The sequence below is a fragment of the Bacillus sp. LLTC93 genome (assembly GCF_002993125.1).
Lineage (GTDB): Bacteria > Bacillota > Bacilli > Bacillales > Bacillaceae > Bacillus > Bacillus zhangzhouensis.
The window spans coordinates 280048-307006 of sequence record NZ_PVME01000004.1; the positions used below are offsets into that span (position 1 = coordinate 280048).

Sequence of the window (26959 nt, forward strand, 5' to 3'; positions counted from 1 at the left end):
ACGGTATAGAGGGATCATATGAAAAAAGAGCCGGCAATATGCCGAGCTCTTTTTCTTATGAAGAAGATGAGGAGGAAGATAGCTCCTGTTTCATTACTTTGTTCTCGCGTTTTTCCTTTAAGAAAAAGGTTAGGACGAGTCCCACGACTGCAATGAGACCAGAAACGATAAATGATGTATTCATGCCATGAACGGCTGATTTCAATGGATGAGCTATTTCTGCATTTGCAGCAGAGCTGCTCATAATGGAGACAAGCACAGCCGTCCCAATAGAGCCACCCATTTGTCTCATCGTGTTATTCATTGCTGTCCCATGCGGGATAAGCTGCGGTGGTAAAGAGTTAATACCTGCTGTTGTCAGCGGCATCATGATCATCCCAACCCCGATTAAGCGAAACGTGTAGGCCACCGTAATGAGAGCAATCGAAGAATCAAGGCTTAGCATCATAAATGGCAGAGAGGTGACGGCTAATATCGTAAACCCGCCTATTGCCAGCCCTCTTCCGCCGACTTTATCAAAAATCCGTCCGATAATTGGTGACAAGAATCCCATAAAGAGAGCACCCGGCAATAAGATGAGTCCTGTATCAAGTGCAGACAACCCTCTGACATTCTGCGTATAGAGCGGCAGAATGGTCTCAGTTCCAATCAGTAAAGCAAAGACGAGCATGCCGAGGAAGGTTGTTAAGCTAAAGACCGCAAACTTAAATACACCAAACTCAAGCATCGGTCTTTCCAAATTCGACTGACGCAGGATAAAGAAGAACAAGCTCACGGCGCCGACAATCAGCGAAATGAGGACAGTCGCATTCGTCCATCCATATGATCCGACACTAGAAAACCCGTACAGTAAACCGCCGAAACCGAAGGACGACAGGATGACGGATAAGACATCAATACGTGTATCTCTTTGCTGCGTGACATTTTTCATTAAGAAATAAGCAAGAATGAGATCAATGATACCGATTGGCAGAACAATATAGAACAAGAATTTCCAGCTAAAGGAATCGACAATCCAGCCGCCAAGTGCTGGCCCAAGCGCTGGTGCGAACGAAATGACAAGACCAACCATTCCCATGGCCTGCCCGCGTTTTTCTTTCGGGAAAATGGTCAAAAAGATGGTTTGCATCAGCGGCAGTAAAATCCCTGCGCCGGCTGCCTGCACAATTCGTGCTGCAAGTAACACTGGGAAATTCGTTGCAAACGCAGCAAGAATCGTACCTGCTGTAAAAATGCTAAGAGCCGTTAAAACTAAGGCGCGGCTCGAAAATTTCTCTATTAAAAAGGCAGTAATCGGGATGAGAATCCCGTTTGTCAGCATAAAGGCTGTAGTCAGCCATTGCCCTTTGCTGACATCAATATTGAATTCCTCCATGATGTGTGGGATCGCTGGAATGAGCAGCGTTTGGTTTAAAATCGCTACGAATGCTCCGACGAGAAAAATCCCAACAATCACAGGTCGATTATACGATGTTGTTGATTGGTTCATGTTATCCCTTCTTTATCTATAAAATGATGCTTTTCAGCTGTGACACGTTTTGTGATAAAACGCTGTTTTTGCCTAAATAATCGAGTAGTGAGCTGATTAAAAAGGTTCTCGGTTGGTCCTTTGATAATTCTTCACTTAGCAGTTCAAACGCAGAGAGGAGATCGTCCTTTTCTTCTCCGTTTGACAGTGTGTGAAGCTCTTGTTTGATCTTCGTTAAGTACGAGATGACAAGCTTTTCTTCATCGTATTCGTCCTGTGTGGAAAGCAAATAAGAGTCCATCAGCTGATCTGTTAGCACAGGCTCAATAGAGCAAGGCTTTTTCGACACACGGTCCATCACGCCGATAATCATTTCGGCGGCATTTTCTAATTGGATGTTCTTGCGCTCAATCGCCAGCATTAAGATGAATTCTCTCATTAATCCGTTGAGAACAATCACAAGATCCCAGACGTAAGGCGCAACAGATTCACCATATGTGCTTAAAATAATGTCTCTGTGCCGTTGCATGATAATGGAGCGTGTCTCGCGTAAATGCTTAATCACAATGGGCGAATGCTGTGAAAAAGCTTCAAAGGACAGCATATTCAAAAATTTATGATTCTCTTTAAACTCTTCAAGCTCAAGTTTGATCTTCTTTGTGAATTTTTCCTTTTTGGACAGCGTCGTTTCTGAATGAATGATCTGAGAAATCTCTCTCATTTTGCACTGATTGTATTTAATCAGTTCTAATAGAAGAGCTTCCTTTGAATCAAACAGTTTATAAATAGACGCTTTTGATATTTTACAGGCATCGGCAATTGACTGCATGGAGACACTCATATAGCCTTTTTGAGAAAATAATTTCTTTGAAACCCGCAAAATCTCTTCTTGCTTTTCGTTCATCTTCATAAGTCCTTTCCGAATCGGTAAAACCATATGGTCACAATGGAAACCGAGTGGTCACTTTTGCTATGATAACAAAACGAATGACTCATTTCAAGAAAACGAACTTAAAAAAATACCTATCTGTATGATAGGTATCTTATCCTTTCGCATGTGCGGCATATATGTTCATCTGTCCGTTATGTTCGACGATCAAAAGGTCTTCTCGCCCCTTTACAGAGTAAATAGCGGGCCCTTTTTTCAACTGAGATGCTGTGCCATGTTGAAAATGTTTGGTAGAAGTTTTCATGATGATCCCTACTTGCTGTTGTTTTGTGACGGTCAGATCGTTGGTCCAGTCTAAGTTTGTTTGATAGACAGTTCCTTTCTATTGAAATAAATCTGTATGTTTATCGAGAGCTAATAACTCCTCTGCACTTGGTGGTTTTGACGGGGAATACTGGACAGACTGGCAGGCGCATAAGGAAATAGTGAGTAACATTATCAATCTATTAATCCATATTTTACGTGTCAAAATGGTTTCCTTCCCTTTAAGACAGCTTCTCATTACAGTCATTGACGTTTGTGAAGTCATATCGTTCCTTTTCTAGACAATTCATGAGATTGTATGTTGTAAAGAAATACGGTACATTTATCGTATGAATACTCCAATCCATCCAAACCAAGAAGACATGAGACTGATTTCTGTTTTGCACGCATTGGCCGACCCAATCCGGTTAGAAATTGTCCGCTGCTTAGCAGAGGCGGGGGAGAGGACATGCGGCACGTATGAGATGAATATTGCCAAATCTACGCTTTCCCATCACTTCAAAGTGCTGAGGGAGGCAGGCGTCGTGAAAGTGCGAATTGACGGAAAACACCGCTACTATTCTTTAAGAAAAGAAGACATCGAGACTGCTTTTCCTGGACTTGTGTCATCGATTTTAGCTGTAGATAAAGAGCGGTGGTAAGCGAGCCTTGCATTAGCTCACATAGCACACATCCCCAAGGTCCAATGCTTTGGGGATGTGTGCGCTTCTTTCAAACCGAATTAGAGACAAGAATGGTCTAAAGATAAATGTGCGATTTCATAAATGCGGATGTGATTTTCTATATGTTCTGGTACTGAATGAAGAAAAGTATATTTCACAAACTTCCATTTATCGGGGTTATATATGATCACTTCTCCTTTGCTTCCTTTAACATGTGAAAAGCAATGATTGATCTCTAATTTTTCAAGGCAATCAGTAGGGTGAATGTTTACATACTCTTCAAGAACGTATTTACTACGTTCAAAGTCATTGGTTAAATGAACTGAATACGTGATGGCAATACGTATTTGCTTCCAACCAAACGAACGCAATACTTGATCAAAGGACCCTTTAAATATAAAGTCTGTCATGTCCTCCGATTGTGTCCAAATATATAATGGGCAATAGCTATTGTTCAAACTTCTAAATTTGTTTTTTTCAGTGATCAAATAAGCCTTAAAAAGTAACCCCTTCAATCCATCCGTTTTCCATCCATTGTCCAGCACTCTTCTTCTAATGATATCCATATCATAATCCGCAGGCAGATCAACATGATACTGCATGGCATGCATAGGAACACTCCCTTTCAAAAGCAATCATAATGGATTTCAAAACAGTTGAATAATACATATTTGTGTTATTGTTATCACTAAAAGTGATAGGTGATTTTGATGAATATAAATGATTTGGTGATTTTTATAGAGGTATATCAAAAAGGGTCTATTAATCAAGCTGCGAAATCTTTAGGATATGCTCAATCCAATATATCTCAAAGAATAAAATGGCTTGAAACCTCATATGATTCAACATTTTTTATCAGACATCACAATGGGATCAGTTCAACAGGGCAGGGTGATTTATTTTATCAATACGCTCAAACGATCATAAAAGAAACAAAGCTGATACAACAAAAGTTGACTCCAAGAAAAAAGAAAGTGCTATGCTCTGAAATTCTATTTAATGTTTTATACGAGCAAAAAGTGTTGGAAGATATTCAATTCACAGATTTTAGCATTGCGTCAACAAGTCATATCAACACAGAGTTGGAAAAGGATGTTTATGATCAAATTATTTCTTTTAACCAACTTGAAACAGCAGGATATCAGTTGAGAGAAGCAAAGAATTTAGCATTCAACTTATTTGGGAAATCAAAAAATATACACGATGATCATGTCCCATTGGTCGTGAATCGTGATCGGCTTTGTCCTTTAAGAAATGAGGCCATGCGTGTGTTGGGTCATCAAAATGTATTTGAGCTAGATTCGTTTGAAGGAATGGTTAATATCGTTGAACAGGGAGATGGTATTGCTTTACTACCAATCAACTTAAAAGGTCATAAAAATCTTGTGAAGATGCTAGAAGAAGATATTCACATCGGCTATTACATTTATGAAAGAATGTGAGGGCATTGAGCTCATTCTCTCATTCTTCTCAATAGTACTTCAAGTCTCTCCTTGATGAGGAAACGAATGTTGATTTAGTTCCATATGTTTTTCAAGCCATCAATCATCGGAACACCCCTCTATGGGTACTTGAAGAGGAGTGTCACGATTTATTTAAAGTACCTGTTTTATCTCCCATAAATCGACTCGTGCAGCCGTTTCACTGCTGGCTGAATATCCTCTGGCCGCATGTGCGAGAAGCCGAGGACGAGTGGAACAAAGCCTTCCTGATGCCCCGGCAATTGCTCATCAAGGGTAAAGCGATCCATCCCGTACATTTTCAGCTTTCTTTTTTTGGCTCGCTGTAAAATCTCATGCTGCGTTCGATCTGAGCGGAACTCTGCGATAAAATGAAGCCCTGCATTTTCCCCAATAATCCGCACATTTTCAGCAAAGACGATTTCGAGCTCTCCAATGAGCTGCTTCCGCTTTTCCTCATATAAACCATTCATTCTTTTAATATGCCGCTGATACGCCCCGTCTTTAATAAAGTGAAGAAGGGTGTATTGGGTAAAAAGATTAGTCGTTTGAATGAAGAAATGCTGTTCTTCTTTATAGCGCCTTAATAAATGCTGAGGCAGTACCATATAGCTAAGCCGCAACCCAGGAAGCAATGATTTCGAAAAGGTCCCCATATAAATGACTTTGTCATATCGATCAAGGCTTTGCAGGGCCGGTATGCTGTCTGTTCCATACTTAAATTCACTGTCATAATCATCCTCAATGATATAGCGGCCTGGCTGATCAGCTGCCCAGTTTAACAGCTGAATCCGCCGGGAAATCGGCATGATCACCCCTGTTGGGAACTGATGTGAGGGGGTAATGATCAAGACATTTGGCTGTTTCTTGTGAATGTCGCTCATTCGCACTCCTTTTTGATCAATGCCAATCGTTTCAATTCGGTGATGATTGTTTTTTAGCATTTGATAGAGCCTGCGGTAGCCAGGGTTTTCTAACCCGTATACTTGATCAGCCGGAAGAATGCTCGATAACGAATGAATGAGTGACTGTGTGCCTGCGCTTAAAATGAGCTGCTCTGGATAACATTTGACTCCTCGTGCAAGTCCGATCAACCGGGCAATCGTTTCCCGCAGCTCATAAACGCCTTGTGGATGCGGAAGTTCACCAAAGGCTTCTTGGTGAAGAGTGATCGCCTTTTGCTCACTTTTCAGCCAGCTTTTAAAAGGAAAGTTTGTCGTATCAACGGAGATGTGTGAAAAAGAGTACCAGTCGTTTCGTGCAAGGGGCTTTTCCTTTAAATCTGCTGGAAGAGACGATGGCTTCAGCTGACCCGACTCATGAAACGTTTCAAGTGATTCCACAAAAAAACCTTTGCGTTCAACCGAATATAAATATCCCTCGGCAAGCAGCTGCTGATAGGCGCCATTCACTGAATTGACGCTGACATTTAATGTATCGGCTAACTCTCGTTTAGAGGGTAATTGATCGTGCGGCTGAAGATTTCGATTTAAAATTTCACCTTTAATTTTCGTATAGATTTGATGATAAATAAATCCGTTTTCCCCTGTTTGATCTAGTTGAATTGTCAGCATCTCGCCATTTCATCCTCTCTGGTACCATGAAAAAAATCATATTGGTACTTTCTATCATACCAAAAAATATTCAGAATAATAAAAAAGACATAAAGGGGATGGATGACAATGAGTCAAACGACAACAAACCGTTTTTCAACAGAAGAATGGCAGGTGAAAAGAGATCAATACGTCGCAAGAGGCGTCAGTAATGGCAACCGTCATCTTGCAGCGAAAGGAAAAGGAGCCGAGCTGTTCGATATTGATGGGAATCGCTTTATTGATTTTGCAGGCGCCATTGGCACATTAAATGTAGGACATTCACATCCAAAGGTTGTGGAAGCCGTCAAAGCACAGGCAGACAGTCTGATTCATCCAGGATTCAATGTGATGATGTACGAATCCTATATCGAATTAGCAGAAAAGCTTTGCCATCTAACGCCAGGCGACCATGACAAGAAAGCCATTTTCTTAAATTCAGGAGCAGAAGCTGTTGAAAATGCGGTGAAAATTGCACGTAAATATACGAAACGACAGGCCGTTGTGTCATTCACAAGAGGCTTCCACGGCAGAACAAATATGACCATGAGCATGACGAGTAAGGTCAAGCCATATAAATTTGGGTTCGGACCATTCGCATCAGAGGTATATCAAGCACCGTATCCTTATTACTATCAAAAGCCTGAAGGATTAAGTGATGCGGCCTACGATGAGTACATCATCGATCAATTTAATCAATTCTTTGTCGCAACCGTTGCACCAGAAACAGTCGCTTGTGTGGTGATGGAGCCAGTCCAAGGGGAGGGCGGATTCATTGTTCCATCGAAGCGTTTTGTTCAGCACGTCGCTTCATTTTGTCAGCAGCACGGAATTGTATTTGTCGCAGATGAGATCCAAACAGGCTTTGCGAGAACGGGGAAATACTTTGCGATTGAGCACTTTGATGTCGTGCCAGACTTAATCACTGTGTCAAAATCACTTGCAGCGGGCCTGCCGCTAAGCGGTGTTGTTGGCAGAAAAGAGTTGCTTGATGCAGCAGACCCAGGGGAGCTCGGGGGAACGTATGCAGGAAGTCCATTAGGCTGTGTGGCAGCACTAGCGGTTCTTGATATTATTGAAACAGAACAACTGAATCAACGATCTGAACACATTGGACAAGTCATTGAGGACAAAGCAAATGATTGGAGAACAACGTACCCATTCATCGGGGAAGTCCGCCGGTTAGGAGCAATGGCAGCAATTGAAATTGTGGAAGATCAAACAACGCGTACACCAGATAAGAAAACAGCCGCAGCGATTGCATCATATGCAAATGAGCACGGGCTGCTCTTATTAACGGCAGGGATTAATGGGAATATTATTCGCTTCTTAACACCACTTGTCATCACAGATGAGCTGCTTCACGAAGGACTAGGGATCATCGAGGACGCCTTCAAAGCACGCTAAACAACAAAGGGGGATGGTTGTATGCAAAAACAACAAATGGCAAAAACCATGTCGCAGTCTGACGTACTGTTTTTATCCATTGGTGCAATGCTTGGATGGGGATGGGTTGTACTTTCGGGAGATTGGATTTTAACAGCAGGATTTTTAGGTAGTGTCATCGCCTTTGTCATCGGCGGTATTCTCGTCATCTTTATTGGACTCACGTATGCCGAGCTTTCGTCTGCGATTCCAGAGACAGGTGGAGGACTCGTCTTTGTCCAACGGGCATTCGGGATGAAATCAGCTTTTGTCTCAGCATGGGGCGTACTATTTGGTTATGTGTCCGTGATTACGTTTGAAGCTGTCGCACTGCCGACGGTCATTGATTATGTCATTCCAACACAGCATGTTGGTTTCCTATGGAATATAGGGGGATGGGACGTTTATTTTACTTGGGTATTGATTGGATCTGGCGGGGCGTTATTTTTAACAGCTCTGAATTACATTGGGGCAAAGCCTGCTGCCATTTTTCAGTCAGTGTTCACAGTTGCAATTATCCTGACAGGTTTTCTCCTTTTAGGTGGAGCAACCTTTAATGGAGATTTTGCAAACCTTGAGCCGATGTTTCATGGCGGGGTTGGCGGTCTCATGGCCGTTTTAGTCATGATTCCCTTTTTATTCGTTGGGTTTGATGTCATTCCGCAAGTGGCGGCGGAGATCAATGCACCGAAGAAAATCATCGGGAGAATCTTGATTATCTCCATCGTGAGTGCAGTTGTTTTTTATTTGCTCATTGTCTTTGGTGTAGCGGCGGGGTTGTCAAAAGGTCAGCTTGAAGCCTCTTCACTGGCGACAGCAGATGCGATGGTGCAGCTTCTCGGTCATCAAGCATTTGGGACAGTGCTTGTCATTGGCGGTGTAGCAGGGATTGTGACGAGCTGGAATGCTTTTATCATCGGTGCAAGTCGTATTCTATACGCGATGGCGGAAAGAGGCATGATTTCCAAATGGTTTGCGTATATTCATCCAAAGTATAAAACACCGACAAATGCGATTTTATTTCTAGGTGGATTGGCTTTTTTTGCTCCATTACTAGGCCGCCCTGCCCTTGTGTGGATTGTCAATGCAGGCGGCGTGGGAATCATCGTCGGGTACTTAATTGTGTCCATCGCCTTTATGAGACTTCGTAAAACAGAACCCGAGCTTGAGCGTCCATACCGCATTAAATATTGGCGGACGACAGGCGTTTTAGCCATCGGACTGAGTCTCCTTTTTCTTTCATTTTATTTTCCGGGGATGCCGGCCTCTCTGTCATGGCCAGCTGAATGGATCTTGCTTTTAGGTTGGGCACTCATTGGGTATATACTATATGTAATGAATCCAAGAACGAAGGAGAAGGTAGAGCATGACAAACGAACTCAAAGTGTATAATCCTGCAACAGGGGAAGAAATTGCTTCAGTTGCTCAGCATACTAAAGAACAGATCGAAGACGCGATTTCGCGCTCGCACAAAGCATTCAAAACATGGGCAAAGACGTCAGCCCATGAACGTGCAAATATCATTCGCAAGTGGTTTGATCTGATGATCGAACATAAAGAAAGGCTTGCAACAATCATCACCGAAGAAAACGGGAAGCCTTATCAAGAAGCATTAGGCGAAATCGTCTATGCAGCTGGATATATTGAATGGTACGCAGAGGAAGCAAAGCGAATCTACGGCAGAACGATCCCGTCTCATACAACAAATAAGCGTCTTTTTGTCACAAAGCAGCCAGTCGGTCCTGTCGCTGCGATTACACCGTGGAATTTCCCTGCGGCGATGATTACGAGAAAGGCAGCACCAGCACTCGCAGCGGGCTGTACGTTTATTGTGAAACCTGCTGAAGACACGCCGCTGACAGCCATTGAACTTGTGAAATTAGGACATGAAGCCGGAATTCCGGAGGATGCTCTGCAATGGGTTGTTGGAGATGGAAAAGAAGTTGGTGAAATCTTCACAGATAGTCCATTGATTCGCAAGATCACGTTTACAGGCTCAACGCCAGTCGGAAAGCACCTGATCAAAAACAGTGCCAGCACAGTGAAACACGTATCGATGGAACTTGGCGGTCATGCCCCGCTGATCGTAGACAAGGATGCAAATCTTGAACTGGCTGTGAAACAAGCAGTGGCATCTAAGTTTCGTAATGCAGGACAAACCTGTGTCTGTGCCAACCGTTTAATTGTGCATGAAGAGATTCATGAAGCATTTGCTCAAGCGTTCAGCAAAGAAGTGGAAAAGCTGAAAGTAGGAAATGGGTTTGAAGAAGGCACATCAATCGGTCCAATTATCAATAAGCGCGGCTTTAATAAAATTGTCGACCAAATTCAAGATGCAGTGGATAAAGGCGCGAAAGTGCTTGTCGGCGGCGGTACGGATTTTGACGATGAGAAGTCATATTATTTTGTTCAGCCAACGGTGCTCACACATGTCGATCCTACGATGAACATCATGCATGAAGAGACCTTTGGTCCTGTGGCGCCGATTACGACGTTCCAAACATTAGATGAGGCGATTGAATTAGCGAACGATACCCCTTTTGGACTTGCGGCTTATTTCTTTACAGAGAATTATCGGAACGGACTCTACATCTCAGAGAATCTTGATTACGGTATTATTGGCTGGAATGATGGGGGCCCATCGGCTGTTCAGGCACCTTTCGGCGGTATGAAAGAGAGTGGGATTGGTCGTGAAGGCGGCATTGAAGGCATCGAGCCATATTTAGAAACAAAATATGTATCCATTGGTTTAGATGGATAATGAATGATTGAGACTGCTCGAGAAACCTCGGCAGTCTTTTTTATGTTAAACAGCTGGCGGGAAGAGTTGATCCACCGTTTTTTTCGTTTCTTGGAGGATTTCATGGATGTAATCAGCGGATGCTTGATTCATGCTGCTGAATAAAAGCCGTTCGACGGGCTCAACACCGATAAAATTGAAGACTTCTGTATCCGTTGTCATGTGATGGGAAGGGGGTACGATCCTATTGGAATCAAGAAAGGTTCTCGGGGCATCATGTGTGTTGATAATGACGCCTTTTTTGTCCCGAAGCAGATTTTCAATAGCCCCATGCTCATTGATCTGATAAGCAAAGCCCTCCGAAAAGACGCGCTCCACATAGCCCTTTAGCATAGCCGGTAAGCCAGTCCACCATATCGGAAAAATAAACGTCAGGACATCCGCTTGTCGAATAAGCATCTGCTCTGTTTGAATAGCAGTCGGCACATCACCGCGTTTGATCGCAGCCTTTTCCGCTATGGTGAGCTCTGGCTGAAAGCCAAGGGCATAGACATCACGAACAGTCACATCATGACCATTGTTCAAAAGAGTGCTCACAACAAGATCTAATAGGGTTTGATTTAAGCTTTGCTGGGGATGAGCAAATATGATTAGATGGTTCATCTTATAGCCTCCTAGGTGGTCATGAGTCTCATTATGGCATGCGCCTGTATCCTATTCAATCCTATATTGGAAATGATAGGTTGGGAAAATAAAAAGCGATCGCTTCCGAAAAACGATCGCTCCAGCGTGTAGACAAACCCTCGCATTCGGTGTCAGTCCTGCGTGCCGGTGCTCACGAATCTCAAATTCGCTCCGCTCCGGTACTCGTTCTTCCTAGACTTCAAAGGTTTTCTATCTCACGCTGAAAAGAAGATAAAGCGATCGTTTCTGATAAACGATCGCTCATGTATGATTTATTTCTTTCTAAAAGCAAGTCCAAGAGCAATAAGTGCTACGACTAGAGCGGCAATGGACAGGCCAAGGACAAGTGGTGAAGAAGAAGTGGAGGCTGTTTCAGATGCTTTCTCTTCTTTTGGTTTTTCTTGTCCATGTGAATCCGTTACGGTATTAGATGCAACAATGTTTGTGATGGAATGAGGCTTATCAGCGTCTTTATCGCCAGTCCATTCAACGACTGTTCCATCTTTATAATATTGATACGCATCCCATGCAGCTTCGCTTGCTTTTTCAGGGTTTTTCGCCACAAAAACGAATTGTTGGAACTGTCCAGCAAGCACACCATCACCCGTTGCTTCCCAAGTGACTCTTGTCACCTTGCCATCTTTCTCTTCAGTTGTTGTTTTCCAGCCAGGTACTGGCTCGTATTGTTGGAATTCTACGCCTTTAGGCATTGTGATGACAACCTTTGTTGTCGGGCTATCACTTTCAGAAGGTACTTTTAACGTATAAGTTTCCCAAGCGTTTGTCGCAGACGTATCAGGTTTGACTGTCACGTGCGCACTCACAGGAATCGCCAGTAAAAATGAAGCGAGAAGCATTGGTAATAAAGCTTTAACGTATTTTTTCATGTGATCTAAACTCCTTTTAGTTTCTTCTAATAAATGTGGTATCGATATTTTCAAAAGAACCAGTCAACGCATGGATTTCAATTTTCCAAGTGCCTTTTTCATTTAATAAGAGATTTTCAGCAGAGAAATGTCCATTTTTTAATCGCTCCAGCTGAAATTCACTCGGTTTCTCGTCACCGAATAAGGCGACTTTATGGATCTTGGCTGTCACAGATTGAATGTCAGTGATCGTTTGTCCATCCTTCTTTGTAAATGCCACCTCAAATGTATTTTTCCCAGGGGCATTCGGGGTGATACTCAAGGATACAATGTCACGATGCTCGACCTGATTTGCTCCAAAGAATGGCTCAGGTGCAGGCGGTGGAGGGCTTGGAATATTCGTGAACACAGCCGTTAATAACAAAATAACGATCCCAATGATCCATTCTGCCCGTAAGGAAACGTGGCGTTTCTGCTTCTTTTCCCATCTCAGCATCAAGTAGTGGACAAGTCCAAGGAGGCCCATGATGATAAATAAACCAAGCTTGATTAAAAAAGTTCGGCCGTACGCTGATTGGAAAAGGGCATCAAACGATTGCAAAATAAAGATGGCATTCACAAATCCTGAAAACACAATGAGTCCAACAGAAAGCAGTGCCCACGGATGAAAGGCTGTCAGAGTCATACGTATGAGCGGCTGATCTTCATCCGGCAGCTTCTTCATCAACAGAAGGACAATGGCTGTTAAACCACCGACCCAAATGGATGCGGAAACGAGATGGATGAAATCAAGTGACGTTGTGAGTATTTTATTATCTGTTGCTGCTGGATGACCGATTTGTGCCTTCAGCCAAAGAAGCACCGTGAAAATGAGCAGCGGAAACAGCCATCTCCGAAAAGAAGTGAAGTCCCCTTTTTTCATCGCCACGATGGTCCAAAGGGCAAGAAAAACAAACGATGCCATGAGCATCATCCACAGACTACCGCCAGAAGTCGACGCAATGGTTTCTTGCAAAAGCGATGGTTGAAACGCTCCCCAAAAGGATACGTCTGCCGCTGATTTTGTTTGAATCGGCAGCTGGAACACGAGTGCTCCGCCCATCATAATCAGTGACAATGTCAAAAGCCACTTCATTCGTTTAGCTAATGTGTGTGAAATGGCTGCTTTAAACCAAAACAGTCCAAACAAAATGGTCCCGAGGAATAAGCTAAACGACGTATAAAGAAAGGCTTTGTCAATGGTCGAAGCCATATCGATGGCTTCATTCGATTGACCTTGATCTAATTGGTCAAATCCACCATCCGCTTTTCCAATACTAAACGGGATCATGCCAGAGACAGAGTGTCCATCCGCTGATACCGCATTCCACTGAATGGTGTAAATCCCTTTTGGTAAATCCTTTTTTAAAGCAGCTTCCATGATCTTTTGATCTTTAATGACCGTATCTCCCTGATCCACACGATCTCCTTTTGCATTTAGCACCTTAATGGCATGAAATCCGCTTTCGATTCCTTCACTAAAAGTGATAGAAACTGAAGGAGGCTGCTTAGCCAGCTCTTCATTTGCCGCTGGATTCGAGCTCACCACGTATGCATGAGCAAATGCTTCCTTTGGAATGAAAAAAGCGAACAAGAAGATAAGAAGCAGAAGCCACTTACTATTTTTCAACAAGGTGAATAACCGCCTTTCTACCTATGAAAATGTCTCATGTATCAGAAAGAGAGCGGCAGTAAACTGTGAGTCACAGAAAAAACCGCTCCTCCTATTGTGCCGCTCACTCTAAAAGGTAAACGAAACAAATAGCAAGATGGTTCACTTTTTCTGTGTCATGTCTGCGCAGACATTTCTTGATTGAATAGGTTTGATCAATATAAGCCTATTCGATTTAGAAAGAGGAAACAAGAAGTGACCATTTAAAAATTGTGAAATTCCAATGAATTTTGCGCCAAAACAACGGCAGATCAATCTTTTCACCCGCTTTTCCTTGTGATCTGACAGAGAATTCACATCATTTTTCAATTTTGTCACACACTATGTGACAAAGTGACGTTTAGTTTCAATTGAAGGAGAAGTGAAAGCGTTTTACGATAGGGATAAGGGCTTCACTGACACTTGTTCTTATATCTTTTGACCTATAAAGCCCTGAATAAAGGGAGAGAAGAAAGGAGTTTTCACAGATGCAGGAAAAAAGCGGATTCCGCGTAAAAGTACAGCGCTTTGGAAGCTATTTAAGCGGTATGATTATGCCGAATATTGGAGCGTTTATCGCTTGGGGACTTATTACAGCCTTGTTCATTCCAAGTGGTTATTTTCCAAATGAACAATTAAATACACTCGTTGGCCCAATGATCAACTACTTACTGCCGCTATTAATCGGTTACACAGGCGGTAAGCTCGTATATGACCACCGAGGCGGGGTACTCGGTGCAACCGCTACGATTGGGGTCATTGTCGGTTCGGACATTCCAATGTTTTTAGGTGCCATGATCATGGGACCACTTGGCGGTTATCTCATTAAGAAAATTGACCAGCTGTTCAAAGATCGAATCAAATCAGGCTTTGAAATGCTTGTGAATAACTTCACGGCAGGTATTCTAGGTGCCATTCTTGTCGCCATTGCTTTCTACGCAATCGGCCCAGTGGTACTTGGTCTTAATAAAGCCCTAGCGGCAGGTGTAGATATCATTGTCAATGCACATTTACTTCCGCTGGCAAGTATCTTCATAGAACCAGCGAAAGTATTGTTCTTAAACAATGCAATTAACCAAGGGATTTTAGGTCCTTTAGGGGTGGAGCAAGCAGCAAAAACGGGTCAGTCCGTTCTGTTCTTGCTTGAAACCAACCCAGGGCCAGGTTTAGGTGTTCTTCTTGCGTATATGTTCTTTGGAAAAGGGAATGCGAAGCAGTCTGCACCTGGTGCGATTGTCATTCAATTCTTAGGGGGAATCCATGAAATTTACTTCCCGTACATCTTAATGAAGCCAAAGCTCATTTTGGCTGTCATTGCAGGTGGGGCAAGTGGTGTTCTGACTTTTACACTTTTAAATGCAGGATTAAAGGCTGTGCCATCACCAGGAAGTATTATCGCGCTCATGCTGATGTCTCCAAAAGGAGGCCACCTTGCCGTTCTAGCAGGTGTTGTCGTGGCAGCAATCGTATCCTTCCTTGTCGCTTCTGTGATTTTAAAAGCGTCCAAGGAAACAGATGAGGACCTAACGGCGGCGGCAGAAAAGATGCAAGATATGAAAGGGAAGAAAAGTGCAGCAGCAGCCGCTCTAACTGCACAAAAGGAAGAAGCTCAAGCGAACGAGCAATCAGCATCACCAAGTGATGTCAATCCAGATGACGTGAACAAAATCATCTTTGCCTGCGATGCAGGAATGGGCTCAAGTGCGATGGGTGCTTCCATCTTAAAGAACAAAGTCAAAAAGGCAGAGCTTGATATTGACGTGACAAACACATCCATCAGCAACATTCCAAATGATGCCGATGTGGTCTTTACCCATAAAGATTTAACAGACAGAGCGAAGGCAAAACTGCCAGGAGCTGTGCATATCTCAGTTGATAATTTCTTAAACAGCCCGAAATACGATGAGCTGATTGAGAAGTTGAAAAAATAACATGGCGAAACGGGTTGAGTTCAATTGTTCCTTATTGAACTCCCCGTTTTGGTTGTTTTCCTGATTTTCCATTCTAAAAAAGGTGTGTGATCATTCATGAAACAAGTACTTTCAAAAGACAATATTTATCTAAACGAACAAGCAGGCTCTAAAGAAGAAGCCATTAAAAAAGCAGGCGAAGTCCTAGTGGCAAATGGCTATGTCACAAGTGATTATGTCGACAAAATGTTTGAAAGAGAAAAGATCTCTTCTACATTTATGGGGAACGGGATTGCAATTCCTCATGGAACAGAGGATGCCAAAGCCGCTGTCCTTCATTCAGGGATTTCAATCATTCAAATTCCAGATGGCGTTGAATATGGCGAAGGAAATATCGCCAAAGTCGTATTTGGTATCGCTGGGAAAAACAATGAACATCTCGATATTCTTTCTCAAATTGCGATTGTTTGTTCAGAAGAAGAAAATGTAGAACGCATCATTCATGCAAAGGATCAGGATGAACTGATCGCCATCTTTAACGAGGTGAACTAACATGAAGGCCCTTCATTTTGGAGCAGGGAATATTGGCAGAGGGTTTATCGGATCTTTGTTAAAAAAATCAGGGTTTGAGCTTGTGTTTACCGATGTAAATGAAGCGGTGATCCACGAGCTGAATGAAAGAGGAGAGTACACGGTTGAACTTGCAGCACCAGGGCAAAAGCAAGAAGGAGTAGGCCCTGTTTCAGCGATCAATTCCGCGCAAAATCCAGCGGCATTAACCGAGGCCGTTGCAACAGCCGATTTGATTACAACAGCTGTTGGACCAGCCGTATTGAAGGTCATTGCGTCATCAATTGCTGAAGGATTAAAACAAAAAAAGCCTGACCATATCATCAACATTGTTGCGTGTGAGAATATGATTGGGGGCAGCTCTCATTTAAAAGAAGCCGTCTTCTCTCATTTAACAGTAGATGAACAAGAAGCGCTGTCACGAACAGTTGGTTTTCCAAACGCTGCTGTTGACCGCATTGTTCCTATTCAGCACCATGAGGACATTTTGAAAGTATCAGTCGAACCATTTTTCGAGTGGGTCATTGATGAGACGGGCTTTATTGGAGATGTTCCTCAAATTGACGGAGCGACCTTTGTACAAGATTTGACGCCATATATTGAACGTAAGCTCTTCACTGTCAACACAGGACATGCACTAGCTGCTTATGTCGGGTACCAGCAAGGTGTCCAAACGATTAAAGAAGCCGTCGACACGCTAGAAATTCGTCAGATTGTCGAAGGCGCACTTCACGAAACGGGCAGCTATTTAATTGACACATATGGCTTTCAAAAAGAAGAGCATGATGCGTATATTCAAAAAATCATCAAACGATTTGAAAATGCCTTTATTTCCGACGAAGTGACGCGTGTCGCACGTTCCCCGCTTAGAAAGCTGGGGGCAAATGACCGCTTAATTGGTCCAGCGAAGAAGATCAAACAACCGGTTTATTTAATCAAAGGCATTGCCGCAGCTTTGGCTTACGACTTTGCAGAAGACGAAGAAGCCGTTCGCATGCAAGCATTAAGAAAAGAAAAAGGCATTGAAGGTGTGCTAGAAGAGGTATGTGGACTCACGCCAACAGATGATCTCTATCAAGCCATTCTCAAAGAAACCGCTTTATAATCAAAAAATCCCTTTCCAACATGTGAAAGGGATTTTTTTCTATGACTTTTTTAATACTTTTCCCCGCTGGACGATATATGAAGTAAGGGGGAATTTGAACATGAAAAAGAAAGCGTTTGCTTCAAGAAGTGTCTTTTTTCAATTAATGTCAGCTATTATCGTGATTACGATTTTAACAGGCGGACTTGTTGGAACAACGGGATATTTGTTAGCGAAAAATGTATTAATTGATGCAGGGAAAGCAGATTTAAAGCACATCGTCAGCGGATCGATGGCCACACTTGAACAATTGAATGACCGTGTGGAGAAAAAAGAACTGACGCTTGAACAGGCGCAGGAACAAGCCCGCATTTACTTAAGCGGACCTAAAAACGACAACGGGAAAGGATACCAATTTCAAAAATCGGATTTTATCTATAAAAATAAAGGCTATCTCGTCGCATATGGAGCGGATTATTCATCACAAGTCCATCCTATCAACGACATTGGCGTCATCCCGGATAATACGACCAATCGTCAAAAAATGGTTGCTGGAGCCACAGCAAAAGGCGAGGACGCACACTATATCACCTATATGGATAAAGATGATGCAACTGGGGAAGAAAAGCAAAAGCTTGCTTATATGAGCCAGTTCACGCCGTGGAATTGGAGTGTAGGAATTGCCGTATTTCAGGATGAATTTTATAAAGAATTAGAGCAGATGAAGCTCTATATTATTCTGATTACAGCGGGAGTTGCTCTCCTGAGTCTTGGGGTCTTTTATTTGGCCGCACGAGGAAAAGTCAGGCTGCTCAAGCAAGTCACCGCTGCTTCAAAAGAAATTGCGGCGGGTAATATAGAACGCACGAACTTAAAGGAAACAACGGATGAAATTGGACAGTTGGCAAAAGGCTTTAACCATATGTCTGGAGAGCTCAGAGCACTTGTGAGCGGTTTACAGGAAACGAGCAGTCAACTCGTCGAATCAGCGACAGACTTATCCGCGATATCTGAAGAAACATCAGCCAGCAGTGAAGAAATTGGCCGAGCGATTGGAGACATATCGACTGGTACGCTTCATCAGGCATCTGACCTTGAGGTAGCCAATCAACAAATGACCCAATTCAATCAATCCATCGAAAACGTCAAAGAACAAAGCGATCAAATTAAACGAATTTCTGACCAATCGAATCAATCATCACAGCAGGGCCAGCAAATTGTTCAGCAATTAAAACAATCAAATGAACAATCAATTCAGGCATCAAAAGGTATTCGAACAGGAATTGAGCAGTTAAGTACAAAAGTGCAGGATATCTCTCAAATCACAGATACGATTGAAAGCATTTCAAATGAGACCAATTTACTTGCACTGAATGCGAGCATTGAGGCAGCACGCGCAGGAGAGCACGGCAAAGGCTTCTCAGTTGTGGCGAGCGAAGTAAGGAATTTAGCTGAGCAGACAAAGCAATCAGCGGTTCAAATTCAGCAAATGATTCAAGGCATTAAAGAAGAAACGACTGCAACAGCCGGTATGATGTCCAACACAATGGATCGTTTCGCTGAGTTAGATGAGGCGGTACACGCAACAGAACATGAATTCAATGCCATCTCTACATCGATTTCACAAACCATTGTCGAAACAAATGCGATGGCAAAAGAGCTGAACGCCCTGCTGGAGCAAAACGATCTCATCACAAAAGCGATGCATGGTGCAGCACATATTTCTCAAGAAAATGCTGCTGCTATTGAAGAAATCACAGCATCTACAGACGAACAAGTGACAGCCATCTCCAATGTGGCCAAGGCAGCAGAAAGACTCAATGAGCTGAGTATGCGATTGAATCAAGATATTGCACGTTATCGTCTATAAATCATTTTGACTACGTGTCTCACGTAAGGTAGGATGAAGTTAAGAAAACCCTGCTCACAGGATAAAAAAAGGAGTGTCCGGTCATGAAAAAGAAAATATTGATGTTCTTGTCTTGTGGCTATGGATACTCTACTGCTGTTTTTTTCTAGAATAGAGAGAAATTGGTGAAGTCTGTCTACATGATGAAGAATCTAGCAGAAAAATCATAGTGAGTGAGGGATATACATGGAAAAAATCACGAGGAAAAACCCAGAATTTATGCCGAAACCAGTGGGCAACTATAGTCATATCACAAGAGTGCCAAAGGGTGCGGGGTTATTTGTTACATCGGGTCAAGTAGGAACAGATATGGATGGGCAGGTACCATCAAGCTTAAACGACCAAGTAACAAATACATTTGAAAATATTAAAAAAGTCCTTGAATCAGAAGGACTGAATGAAGAACATGTGATTAAGGTCAATATATGGGCAACAGAAGAAATCGATTGGGATCATCTATATCCTCAGTGGGATGCAATCTTCAAAACGGCTTATCCTTCAATGACTGTTGCCTATGTATCTGCATTAGGATGGCCAAAGCTGAAAATTGAAATTGAACTATGGTGCGCCGATATTTGATCAAAAAAAAGAACAGTGCAAACTGTTCTTTTTTTCATGAGTATTTATGAAACAGCCTTGAGCCGCTTTGTGATCAATCCAGCGAGAAACGTAAAGACTGTATAGATGATGACCCAAATGATAAAGGATTTATTCCCGCCAATATATGTGAACATCAGGATGACACTTGCTAACAGTACAATTAAAGTAGGCATCCAAACATTCTTCAAAAGCAGCGTGCCGAGAATACCAATCAGCACGGAGATGATGGGGAAGCCAAATACAATCAATAACACAAAGACAGCCATATCGCGAACTCCTTTTTATCAAGTGTTTACATCAAAACATAAAAGACCGCCGCAGCCATATGTGGAAGTGCAAAGATCATAAAAAGAAAAGCCGTATCAAGACGCCACATGCGGTGCTCTTTTGTTTCAGAGTGATAGGCTGCTCGTGCTTCTTCCCCGTTTGTCCATGCACCCATTAAAAATCCAGATACAACGAGCCCGATAATAGAGATCCCTCCACTGACAAACCCAATCCACTCATAGTGCTGTAGAATGATAGCGGCACTGCAAATCACAATCATTGAGCAAACACCGGCGAAAAAAGCATGTTTTTTTCTCATTCCGGTTCACTCCCTTCAAATATGACATTAGGAGATGGCATCACATATTTCAATGAAATGTCCATCAGGATCAGACACATAAGCAACGGTTTGACCCCATGGTTTTTTTGCAGGTTCTTTGATGATAGGTACCCCTTTTTCCTTCATTGACGCAATTGTTTGATCCACATCATCCACGACAAAGCCAATCTCAAAGGTTTGAGACGAGCTATTCGCCTCTGGAACAGGTAATCCAAGTGCATCTTTTACATCCTGGCGTGAATTAATGGATAAGGTCACCTCTCCAGTATCAAACTCAACATAGGATTCAACTCTCAATTTAATAGGGAAACCAAGTACATGCTGATAGAAATGAATGCTCGCCTCAACATCGTTTACATATAGAATGGTATATTTCATTTTCATGTGAAAAACTCCTCTCTTCATATACGTGTCAAAACCGGAAAGGTTTCCCACCTATTTTATCATATAGGATATAAGGTTCATCTGATTCCAAAAAAAACAATATTTTTAGCTGAATAGTCTTGAAAAACAAAAAGTGGTGACTTATGATAAAAATGTAAAATTAGAAAAAATAGGGGGATTACATATGTTGAAAAAAATCATGGTCGCTGTCTTGTCTTTAGGTCTTTTACTAAGCTTTACACAAGTCGACATCCACACAGCGGATGCAAAGGCAGTCAAGTCTTACAAAAACTGCAAAGCGCTCAACAAAGTATATAAAGGCGGCGTGGCGAAAAGCAAAAACACGAAAAACAAAGGCGGCAAAACAAAGTACAAGCCTTATGTGTCAAAAGCGCTTTACCAAAAAAATATACGACTTGATCGTGATAAAGACGGCATTGCTTGTGAACGCTAAACACATGTGAAAAGACCTGTAACAAGGTCTTTTTTTCTATGGGATCAAACTCGTCCCTTTGTGCCATCTTCGTCTTTATATTAAAATAAAGATAGTTTCAAAAAATGATACAAAGTGGGGTACTCAATTTGTCAACACAAGCTGATAAGAAAGACATCCGATTGATTGCCATTGATATGGATGGCACACTGTTAAATAGTGAGCACGTCATTCCTGAGGAAAATAAACAAGCCATTAAAGAAGCAGAAGCGAAAGGGGTCCATGTCGTTATTAGCACAGGGCGAACGCTGATGACTTGCCGAGAGTTGGTTGAGCCGCTCAAACTCTCTTCCTATCTTGTGACAGCAAACGGAAGTGAAATTTGGGATTCAAATTTTCAGCTGATCGAACGAGATCTGCTGCATCCGGATCACGTCCAAATGATGTGGGATCTAAAAAACAGGTACGAAACCGATTACTGGGCTTCCACTGTGGATAAGGTGTGGAGAGGTGAATTTCCAGAACGCATTCATGACCATGAATGGCTGAAATTCGGCTTTGAAATTCATGACGATGACGTTCGTGAGGAAGTGCTTAATACACTGAAAACAAATGGTCATCTAGAGATCACAAATTCAAGTCCAACCAATATCGAAGTCAATGCGGCAGGCATTAACAAAGCTGCGGCTCTTGCAAAGGTAGCAGAACGCATTGGCTGTACAATGGACAACGTCATGTCACTTGGCGACAGCCTAAATGATATGGCCATGATTCAAGAAGCTGGACTAGGAATCGCCATGGGAAATGCGCAAGAAGTGGTGAAAGAAGCCGCTGATTGGATTACCGCTCCTAATACAGAACACGGTGTAGCAAAAGCCATCCAACATTGGGTGCTATCTAAATAAAAAAAGCGAGAGGACAGCACCTCTCGCTTTTTTTATTTTTCTCCTAGTTCTATTGTTATGTTTTCTGACAATTTCATGTGCAGTCTCTCCAAAGTTGGTATAATCAATATAAATTCGAATATTCGGACTTATGATTCCGTATTTCGGAACAATGAGGAGGGGTCCTATGTATCAAGTGGATATCAACTGTGATTTAGGAGAAAGCTTTGGTCAATACACAATCGGTGCAGACGAACAAATTCTTGAATATGTCACCTCAGCCAACATTGCTTGCGGTTTTCATGCAGGAGATCCAACGGTGATGAGAAAGACGGTCAGAATGGCGCTAGATAAAGGGGTTCAAATCGGTGCGCATCCAGGTTTGCAAGATTTAGTCGGCTTTGGCAGACGTCCAATGGCCATCTCTGCAGAGGAAGCCTATGATCTCGTCATTTATCAAATAGGCGCTCTATCAGCCTTTCTAAAAGCAGAAGGCGGCAAGATGCAGCATGTCAAACCACACGGTGCTCTCTACAACATGGCGGCTGAAAATACTGAATTATCTGAATCGATTGCGAAGGCTGTGTATGATGTCGATCCGAATCTTGTGTTATTTGGGCTGTCAGGCAGTGAACTCGCGTTAGCAGGTGAAAGAATCGGTCTTCAAGTGGCACATGAAGTCTTTTCTGATCGGACGTATCAAACTGATGGGACACTAACGTCCCGCCGCGAACCACATGCACTCATTGAAGAGGATGAGCTGGCAGTCGAGCAGGTCGTTCGTATGGTACGAGAAGGAAAGGTTCGTACAGTTCAAGGGGAAGATATTCAGCTCAAAGCAGATACGGTTTGCATACACGGAGACGGCAGCCATGCGCTTCAATTTGCAAAAACCATTACAGCGAAGCTAAAAGAAGCCAATATTCACATCGGGGCCTTTTAATAAAAAACGACATCAAAGGGGGAAACAGCATGAAAACAGAGAAAGGCAAAAACATGAAGGCGCCAAAGGGGAACCGGTCTATGCTGATGGGCGCAGCCTTCCTAATGGCTACTTCCGCCATCGGACCGGGATTTTTAACACAAACGACAGTGTTTACACAGCAGCTTGCAGCTAGCTTTGGATTTGTCATTTTGATATCTATTCTGTTAGATATTTTTGCGCAAACCAATGTATGGCGCATCATTGCCGTCTCAGAAAAACGAGGGCAGGATATTGCGAATATGGTTCTGCCGGGTCTCGGTTATGTACTAGCCTTTTTGATTGTCATTGGGGGGCTTGCCTTTAACATCGGAAATATCGCCGGTGCTGGTCTCGGTTTTCAGGTCATTTTCGGAGTTGATCCGCGAATCGGAGCAGGGGTCAGTGCTGTCATTGCTATACTGATTTTCGTGATCAAAGAGGCTGGAAAAGCGATGGACCGTTTCACACAGATAGCCGGCTTTGTCATGATTGGCCTGATGCTGTATGTGGCGATTTCAACAGCTCCACCAGTTGGAGAAGCGGCATTGAGAACATTCGTCCCAGAGAAAATTGATATTTTGTCGATTGTGACACTTGTGGGTGGAACAGTAGGCGGCTATATCGTCTTCGCTGGCGGTCACCGTCTGCTGGATGCTGGCATTAAGGGGAAGGAAGCACTGCCGCAAGTGACGAAAAGCTCCATTTTTGGTGTGTTGATTACGTCAATCATGCGTGTTGCGCTCTTTCTTGCCGCTCTAGGAGTTGTCTCAAAAGGCTTGCAGATTGATCCATCAAACCCGCCTGCTTCGGTTTTTCAATTAGCGTCAGGAAATATCGGATATAAAATGTTCGGGATTATTATGTGGGCTGCGGCGATCACATCGGTCATTGGAGCGGCATACACATCTGTCTCCTTCTTTAAAACCTTCTCGCCAAAAATTGAGCAAAATCAACGTGGCATTATCATCGGCTTTATTGCCCTCTCGACCATTTGTTTTATTACGATCGGAAGACCTGTGAATATATTGATTTTGGTTGGGGCGATTAATGCATTGATTTTGCCGCTTGCACTTGGAACATTGCTTATTGCGGCCTATAAAAAAGAAATTGTCGGTGATTATCGCCATCCATTCTTTTTGACACTGTCAGGTGCGTTTGTTGTCGTCATTATGGCTATTATGGGTGGGTATACAATCATGAATGAAATCCCGAAATTATGGAGCTGATTCGGATGAATGCATATCAAACTTGTGAGCCTAAACAGATCAGGGAATTGATTCGCAAAAAGGAGATCACAGGACCAACGGCTGGCTTTGCAGAGGGATTTGCTCAAGCCAATTTAATGATTGTCAAAAAGGAACTTGCCTTTGATTTTCTTTTATTTTGTCAGCGGAATCCGGCTGCATGCCCCTTACTTGATGTGCTGGAGCCAGGTGATCCAGTGCCAAGGCGGTCAGCGCCTCAAGCGGATATTCGAACGGATTTTCCAAAGTACCGTATTTACCGAAAAGGGATTCTTCAGCAAGAGGTGACAGATATCTCCTCTTATTGGGAGGATGATATGGTTGCCTTTCTCATCGGATGCAGTTTTACGTTTGAGCATGCGCTCATGCTGAATGATATCCCTGTACGTCATATTGAAGATGGTCATAACGTACCGATGTATCAAACGAATCTTTCCTGTGAACAGGCAGGGGTGTTCCATGGCCCGATGGTAGTCAGCATGAGACCCATTCCGGCGTATCAAGTCACAAGAAGTGTTCAAGTGACGTCTAGATTTCCTTCAGTACATGGCGGTCCCGTCCATATAGGAGACCCAGCTATGATTGGAATCCTAGATCTGGACAAACCAGACTTTGGAGAACCGTCTGTGATGAAAGAAGGAGAAGTTCCGGTGTTTTGGGCATGTGGTGTGACGCCGCAAGCCATCGTCATGCACACAAAACCAGACATTGCGATCACTCATGCACCTGGTCATATGTTCATCACAGATCGAAGAGATCAGCAGCTCGGAGTGCTATAAAGAAAGAGAGGTGTCCTCAAGTGATGTTTTCGACGATAAAAGATTCTATCAGCTTCCACCCGCTAGGAGATGCAGCGATCGTCATTCAAGCTGGAGCCGACATACGTGAAGAGATTCATGAGCGTGTTGAGCAGTTGTTTGCATGTATTGAACAGCATCCATTTGACGGATATGTTGAAGCCGTTCAGGCCTTTACAAACGTGACGGTTTTTTACGAACCGTATACCGTTCATCAATCTGCTCATCTTGATCAACATGGCATGTCTCCATATGAATGGGTCAAAGCCTATATCGAAAAACTTCTTGAAGACAAGTGGCAGGTGGGGTTTCAGGCAAAGAGCTGCATCGTCGAAATTCCTGTTTGTTACGGAGGAGCGCTTGGTCCTGATTTAGAAGAAGTCGCCCGCATCAATGGGTTGACGCCTGAAGAAGTCGTGCGTATTCACACAACAGGGACGTATCTTGTCTATATGATTGGATTTGCCCCGGGGTTTCCGTTTTTAGGTGGGCTTTCTGAAAAAATCGCCGCTCCGCGCAGGGAAACACCGAGAATGTCTATTCCGAAAGGGTCTGTGGGCATTGCGGGGAAGCAGACAGGCGTATACCCGATTTCCACACCAGGAGGCTGGCAGCTCATTGGACAAACCCCGCTGTCATTGTTTCGGCCTGATGATGAGATACCAAGTCTACTGAAGGCAGGGGACGAGGTCAGATTTGTCCAAATGTCTGAAAAGGAATTTTTGAGCATGAAGGAGGCAGAACGTTGAGTATTCATGTCATCAAGCCGGGGATGTTCACAACCATTCAGGATAAAGGGCGAAAAGGCTATCAGAAGTATGGCGTCTTAACGAGTGGCGGCATGGATCCACTCTCACTCAGAATCGCCAACATCCTCACCGGAAACCAAAAAAATGCAGCTGTGCTGGAAATCACATTGATGGGGCCAGGCCCTGTGTTGACGTGTCAGAAGGATCAGCTGATTGCAGTCACTGGCGCTGATGTGGAGATCGATATTGATGGAGAGCCAGCACCTTTATGGAAGCCTCTTTTTATTCGAGCAGGAAGCACCATCACCTTTGGACCTTGTAAAAGAGGCTGCCGTTCCTATCTTGCTATGGCAGGTGGATTCGACGTCGAGCCAGTTATGCAGAGCAAAAGCACCTATGTGAGAGCGGGGATAGGTGGACTGAAAGGGCGTCCGCTAGAAAAAGGAGACGTCCTGACTATTGGAGAGCCATCACCGATAGCGGTGAGCCTGTTTCACATGCTAAAAAGCAAAGAGAAACAAGTGAGATATAGTGCCCCTGATTGGACAGTGAGTCATGCTCATTTCTTGCCGCTGCGGAAATCACCAGTGATTCGGGTGTTGGGAGGCCGACATCTCTCTTATTTTCAGGAAGAATCTCAAACAGCCTTTTTTGAACAGCCCTACCAGGTCACGCCCCAATCAGATCGCATGGGATGCAGATTGAAAGGAGAACCCATTCGCTTAAAGCAAAAGCTTGAATTGATTTCAGAAGCTGTTGCCTTTGGCTCTGTTCAAATCCCTCCTGACGGTCAGCCAATTATTCTGCTGGCAGATCGCCAAACAACAGGAGGATACCCGAGAATTGGAGAAGTGGCGACAGTAGATCTGCCGCTCATTGCACAGGCAATGCCTGGTGCGAATCTGTATTTTAAGCAAATCGACCATCATGAAGCAGAACAGGCACTGTTCAAGCAAGAGGCGAAACTCAGGGAACTGACCGCAAGAGTAAAGCTGGAAGCATTTTCGTTTGAGAAAAGGTGAGG

At 43.3% G+C, this 26959-nt stretch carries 27 protein-coding genes; 17 read left to right on the plus strand and 10 right to left on the minus strand.

Annotation, left to right across the window (positions count from 1 at the left end; all coding sequences use genetic code 11):
• Positions 1-55 precede the first annotated feature (55 nt).
• Together C6W18_RS14995 and C6W18_RS15000 are read right to left on the minus strand one after the other, a co-directional pair.
• The gene (locus C6W18_RS14995) at positions 56-1489 is read right to left on the minus strand and encodes an MDR family MFS transporter (RefSeq protein WP_105928074.1); all 1434 of its coding nucleotides are present in this window, start codon (positions 1487-1489) and stop codon (positions 56-58) included.
• Positions 1490-1505: 16 nt separating this feature from the next.
• The gene (locus tag C6W18_RS15000) at positions 1506-2372 is read right to left on the minus strand and encodes a TetR/AcrR family transcriptional regulator (RefSeq protein WP_223250691.1); all 867 of its coding nucleotides are present in this window, start codon (positions 2370-2372) and stop codon (positions 1506-1508) included.
• Positions 2373-3010: 638 nt separating this feature from the next.
• On the opposite strand from C6W18_RS15000, the gene C6W18_RS15010 reads away from it, so the two are divergent.
• Positions 3011-3322 carry an ArsR/SmtB family transcription factor gene (locus C6W18_RS15010; RefSeq protein WP_105928075.1) on the plus strand — a complete coding sequence of 104 codons (312 nt, stop codon included), beginning with the start codon at positions 3011-3013 and terminating at the stop codon, positions 3320-3322.
• Between the two features lie 80 nt (positions 3323-3402).
• Here C6W18_RS15010 and C6W18_RS15015 read toward each other — a convergent pair whose 3' ends face one another.
• Positions 3403-3954, minus strand: coding sequence for a DUF4865 family protein (locus tag C6W18_RS15015; protein ID WP_105928076.1), 552 nt, complete (start codon positions 3952-3954; stop codon positions 3403-3405).
• A gap of 99 nt (positions 3955-4053) precedes the next feature.
• On the opposite strand from C6W18_RS15015, the gene C6W18_RS15020 reads away from it, so the two are divergent.
• Positions 4054-4785 carry a LysR family transcriptional regulator gene (locus tag C6W18_RS15020; protein ID WP_105928077.1) on the plus strand — a complete coding sequence of 244 codons (732 nt, stop codon included), beginning with the start codon at positions 4054-4056 and terminating at the stop codon, positions 4783-4785.
• Between the two features lie 167 nt (positions 4786-4952).
• Here the strand turns inward: C6W18_RS15020 and gabR are convergent, their stop codons facing one another.
• Positions 4953-6377, minus strand: coding sequence for a MocR-like transcriptional regulator GabR (gabR, locus tag C6W18_RS15025; protein ID WP_105928078.1), 1425 nt, complete (start codon positions 6375-6377; stop codon positions 4953-4955).
• 108 nt (positions 6378-6485) lie between these two features.
• On the opposite strand from gabR, the gene gabT reads away from it, so the two are divergent.
• From gabT to C6W18_RS15040, 3 genes are read left to right on the plus strand one after another with little or no spacing between them, the layout of a single operon-like run.
• Positions 6486-7802, plus strand: a complete 1317-nt coding sequence (gabT, locus tag C6W18_RS15030; protein ID WP_105928079.1) for a 4-aminobutyrate--2-oxoglutarate transaminase — start codon at positions 6486-6488, stop codon at positions 7800-7802.
• Between the two features lie 21 nt (positions 7803-7823).
• On the plus strand, positions 7824-9212 hold the full coding sequence (locus C6W18_RS15035) for an APC family permease (RefSeq protein ID WP_034324341.1): 1389 nt from the start codon (positions 7824-7826) through the stop codon (positions 9210-9212).
• Complete coding sequence (locus C6W18_RS15040; RefSeq protein ID WP_105928080.1) at positions 9187-10581, plus strand: NAD-dependent succinate-semialdehyde dehydrogenase; 1395 nt, start codon at positions 9187-9189, stop codon at positions 10579-10581. The genes C6W18_RS15035 and C6W18_RS15040 overlap by 26 nt, the downstream gene beginning before the upstream one ends.
• Before the next feature lie 45 nt (positions 10582-10626).
• On the opposite strand, the gene C6W18_RS15045 is transcribed toward C6W18_RS15040, so the two are convergent.
• From C6W18_RS15045 to C6W18_RS15055, 3 genes are all read right to left on the minus strand, one after another.
• Positions 10627-11223, minus strand: coding sequence for an NAD(P)H-dependent oxidoreductase (locus tag C6W18_RS15045; RefSeq protein WP_105928081.1), 597 nt, complete (start codon positions 11221-11223; stop codon positions 10627-10629).
• Positions 11224-11516: 293 nt separating this feature from the next.
• Positions 11517-12131, minus strand: coding sequence for a YcnI family copper-binding membrane protein (locus C6W18_RS15050; RefSeq protein ID WP_105928082.1), 615 nt, complete (start codon positions 12129-12131; stop codon positions 11517-11519).
• Positions 12132-12147: 16 nt separating this feature from the next.
• A complete protein-coding gene (locus C6W18_RS15055; RefSeq protein WP_105928083.1) occupies positions 12148-13782 on the minus strand; it encodes a copper resistance CopC/CopD family protein in 1635 nt (544 codons plus the stop codon).
• A 506-nt stretch (positions 13783-14288) separates the two neighbouring features.
• Here C6W18_RS15055 and C6W18_RS15060 point away from each other — a divergent pair.
• The 5 genes from C6W18_RS15060 (at position 14289) to C6W18_RS15080 (ending at position 19852) form a co-directional block, all read left to right on the plus strand.
• Positions 14289-15731 (plus strand): PTS mannitol transporter subunit IIBC, encoded by a 1443-nt coding sequence (locus C6W18_RS15060; protein ID WP_105928084.1) that lies wholly within the window; start codon positions 14289-14291, stop codon positions 15729-15731.
• Between the two features lie 96 nt (positions 15732-15827).
• A complete protein-coding gene (locus tag C6W18_RS15065; protein WP_034324355.1) occupies positions 15828-16262 on the plus strand; it encodes a PTS mannitol transporter subunit IIA in 435 nt (144 codons plus the stop codon).
• 1 nt (position 16263) lies between these two features.
• Complete coding sequence (locus tag C6W18_RS15070; RefSeq protein WP_105928085.1) at positions 16264-17385, plus strand: mannitol-1-phosphate 5-dehydrogenase; 1122 nt, start codon at positions 16264-16266, stop codon at positions 17383-17385.
• A 100-nt stretch (positions 17386-17485) separates the two neighbouring features.
• Positions 17486-19234 carry a methyl-accepting chemotaxis protein gene (locus C6W18_RS15075; protein ID WP_105928086.1) on the plus strand — a complete coding sequence of 583 codons (1749 nt, stop codon included), beginning with the start codon at positions 17486-17488 and terminating at the stop codon, positions 19232-19234.
• 225 nt (positions 19235-19459) lie between these two features.
• A complete protein-coding gene (locus C6W18_RS15080) occupies positions 19460-19852 on the plus strand; it encodes a RidA family protein (protein ID WP_105928087.1) in 393 nt (130 codons plus the stop codon).
• Between the two features lie 44 nt (positions 19853-19896).
• On the opposite strand, the gene C6W18_RS15085 is transcribed toward C6W18_RS15080, so the two are convergent.
• Genes C6W18_RS15085 through C6W18_RS15095 form a run of 3 tightly spaced genes read right to left on the minus strand, consistent with a single transcriptional unit; the run spans position 19897 to position 20864 of the window.
• Positions 19897-20139, minus strand: a complete 243-nt coding sequence (locus C6W18_RS15085) for a DUF2651 family protein (protein ID WP_105928088.1) — start codon at positions 20137-20139, stop codon at positions 19897-19899.
• A gap of 26 nt (positions 20140-20165) precedes the next feature.
• Positions 20166-20459 (minus strand): DUF5316 family protein, encoded by a 294-nt coding sequence (locus C6W18_RS15090; RefSeq protein WP_034324700.1) that lies wholly within the window; start codon positions 20457-20459, stop codon positions 20166-20168.
• Between the two features lie 27 nt (positions 20460-20486).
• Positions 20487-20864 (minus strand): VOC family protein, encoded by a 378-nt coding sequence (locus tag C6W18_RS15095; protein WP_105928089.1) that lies wholly within the window; start codon positions 20862-20864, stop codon positions 20487-20489.
• Positions 20865-21048: 184 nt separating this feature from the next.
• Between C6W18_RS15095 and C6W18_RS15100 the strand changes: the two genes are divergently transcribed.
• From C6W18_RS15100 to C6W18_RS15130, 7 genes are all read left to right on the plus strand, one after another.
• Complete coding sequence (locus C6W18_RS15100) at positions 21049-21318, plus strand: excalibur calcium-binding domain-containing protein (protein WP_105928090.1); 270 nt, start codon at positions 21049-21051, stop codon at positions 21316-21318.
• A 104-nt stretch (positions 21319-21422) separates the two neighbouring features.
• Positions 21423-22202, plus strand: a complete 780-nt coding sequence (locus C6W18_RS15105; protein ID WP_189318103.1) for a Cof-type HAD-IIB family hydrolase — start codon at positions 21423-21425, stop codon at positions 22200-22202.
• Positions 22203-22368: 166 nt separating this feature from the next.
• Entirely contained in the window at positions 22369-23124 is a 756-nt protein-coding gene (locus C6W18_RS15110) for a LamB/YcsF family protein (protein WP_105928091.1), read from the plus strand.
• Positions 23125-23153: 29 nt separating this feature from the next.
• The gene (locus tag C6W18_RS15115) at positions 23154-24371 is read left to right on the plus strand and encodes an NRAMP family divalent metal transporter (RefSeq protein ID WP_105928092.1); all 1218 of its coding nucleotides are present in this window, start codon (positions 23154-23156) and stop codon (positions 24369-24371) included.
• A 5-nt stretch (positions 24372-24376) separates the two neighbouring features.
• Positions 24377-25168, plus strand: a complete 792-nt coding sequence (locus C6W18_RS15120) for a putative hydro-lyase (protein ID WP_105928123.1) — start codon at positions 24377-24379, stop codon at positions 25166-25168.
• Between the two features lie 20 nt (positions 25169-25188).
• Positions 25189-25935: a 5-oxoprolinase subunit PxpB gene (pxpB, locus tag C6W18_RS15125; RefSeq protein ID WP_105928093.1), complete on the plus strand. Its 747-nt coding sequence runs from the start codon at positions 25189-25191 to the stop codon at positions 25933-25935.
• Positions 25932-26957, plus strand: a complete 1026-nt coding sequence (locus tag C6W18_RS15130; RefSeq protein ID WP_105928094.1) for a 5-oxoprolinase subunit C family protein — start codon at positions 25932-25934, stop codon at positions 26955-26957. The genes pxpB and C6W18_RS15130 overlap by 4 nt, the downstream gene beginning before the upstream one ends.
• The last annotated feature ends 2 nt before the right edge of the window (positions 26958-26959 follow it).

Bases quoted from the DNA above. Each gene is read 5' to 3' on its own strand.
- C6W18_RS14995 (WP_105928074.1), bottom strand. From the start codon at position 1,489: ATGAACCAATCAACAACATCGTATAATCGACCTGTGATTGTTGGGATT.
- C6W18_RS15000 (WP_223250691.1), bottom strand. From the start codon at position 2,372: ATGAACGAAAAGCAAGAAGAGATTTTGCGGGTTTCAAAGAAATTATTT.
- C6W18_RS15010 (WP_105928075.1), top strand. From the start codon at position 3,011: ATGAATACTCCAATCCATCCAAACCAAGAAGACATGAGACTGATTTCT.
- C6W18_RS15015 (WP_105928076.1), bottom strand. From the start codon at position 3,954: ATGCATGCCATGCAGTATCATGTTGATCTGCCTGCGGATTATGATATG.
- C6W18_RS15020 (WP_105928077.1), top strand. From the start codon at position 4,054: ATGAATATAAATGATTTGGTGATTTTTATAGAGGTATATCAAAAAGGG.
- gabR (WP_105928078.1), bottom strand. From the start codon at position 6,377: ATGCTGACAATTCAACTAGATCAAACAGGGGAAAACGGATTTATTTAT.
- gabT (WP_105928079.1), top strand. From the start codon at position 6,486: ATGAGTCAAACGACAACAAACCGTTTTTCAACAGAAGAATGGCAGGTG.
- C6W18_RS15035 (WP_034324341.1), top strand. From the start codon at position 7,824: ATGCAAAAACAACAAATGGCAAAAACCATGTCGCAGTCTGACGTACTG.
- C6W18_RS15040 (WP_105928080.1), top strand. From the start codon at position 9,187: ATGACAAACGAACTCAAAGTGTATAATCCTGCAACAGGGGAAGAAATT.
- C6W18_RS15045 (WP_105928081.1), bottom strand. From the start codon at position 11,223: ATGAACCATCTAATCATATTTGCTCATCCCCAGCAAAGCTTAAATCAA.
- C6W18_RS15050 (WP_105928082.1), bottom strand. From the start codon at position 12,131: ATGAAAAAATACGTTAAAGCTTTATTACCAATGCTTCTCGCTTCATTT.
- C6W18_RS15060 (WP_105928084.1), top strand. From the start codon at position 14,289: ATGCAGGAAAAAAGCGGATTCCGCGTAAAAGTACAGCGCTTTGGAAGC.
- C6W18_RS15065 (WP_034324355.1), top strand. From the start codon at position 15,828: ATGAAACAAGTACTTTCAAAAGACAATATTTATCTAAACGAACAAGCA.
- C6W18_RS15070 (WP_105928085.1), top strand. From the start codon at position 16,264: ATGAAGGCCCTTCATTTTGGAGCAGGGAATATTGGCAGAGGGTTTATC.
- C6W18_RS15075 (WP_105928086.1), top strand. From the start codon at position 17,486: ATGAAAAAGAAAGCGTTTGCTTCAAGAAGTGTCTTTTTTCAATTAATG.
- C6W18_RS15080 (WP_105928087.1), top strand. From the start codon at position 19,460: ATGGAAAAAATCACGAGGAAAAACCCAGAATTTATGCCGAAACCAGTG.
- C6W18_RS15085 (WP_105928088.1), bottom strand. From the start codon at position 20,139: ATGGCTGTCTTTGTGTTATTGATTGTATTTGGCTTCCCCATCATCTCC.
- C6W18_RS15090 (WP_034324700.1), bottom strand. From the start codon at position 20,459: ATGAGAAAAAAACATGCTTTTTTCGCCGGTGTTTGCTCAATGATTGTG.
- C6W18_RS15095 (WP_105928089.1), bottom strand. From the start codon at position 20,864: ATGAAAATGAAATATACCATTCTATATGTAAACGATGTTGAGGCGAGC.
- C6W18_RS15100 (WP_105928090.1), top strand. From the start codon at position 21,049: ATGTTGAAAAAAATCATGGTCGCTGTCTTGTCTTTAGGTCTTTTACTA.
- C6W18_RS15105 (WP_189318103.1), top strand. From the start codon at position 21,423: ATGATACAAAGTGGGGTACTCAATTTGTCAACACAAGCTGATAAGAAA.
- C6W18_RS15110 (WP_105928091.1), top strand. From the start codon at position 22,369: ATGTATCAAGTGGATATCAACTGTGATTTAGGAGAAAGCTTTGGTCAA.
- C6W18_RS15115 (WP_105928092.1), top strand. From the start codon at position 23,154: ATGAAAACAGAGAAAGGCAAAAACATGAAGGCGCCAAAGGGGAACCGG.
- C6W18_RS15120 (WP_105928123.1), top strand. From the start codon at position 24,377: ATGAATGCATATCAAACTTGTGAGCCTAAACAGATCAGGGAATTGATT.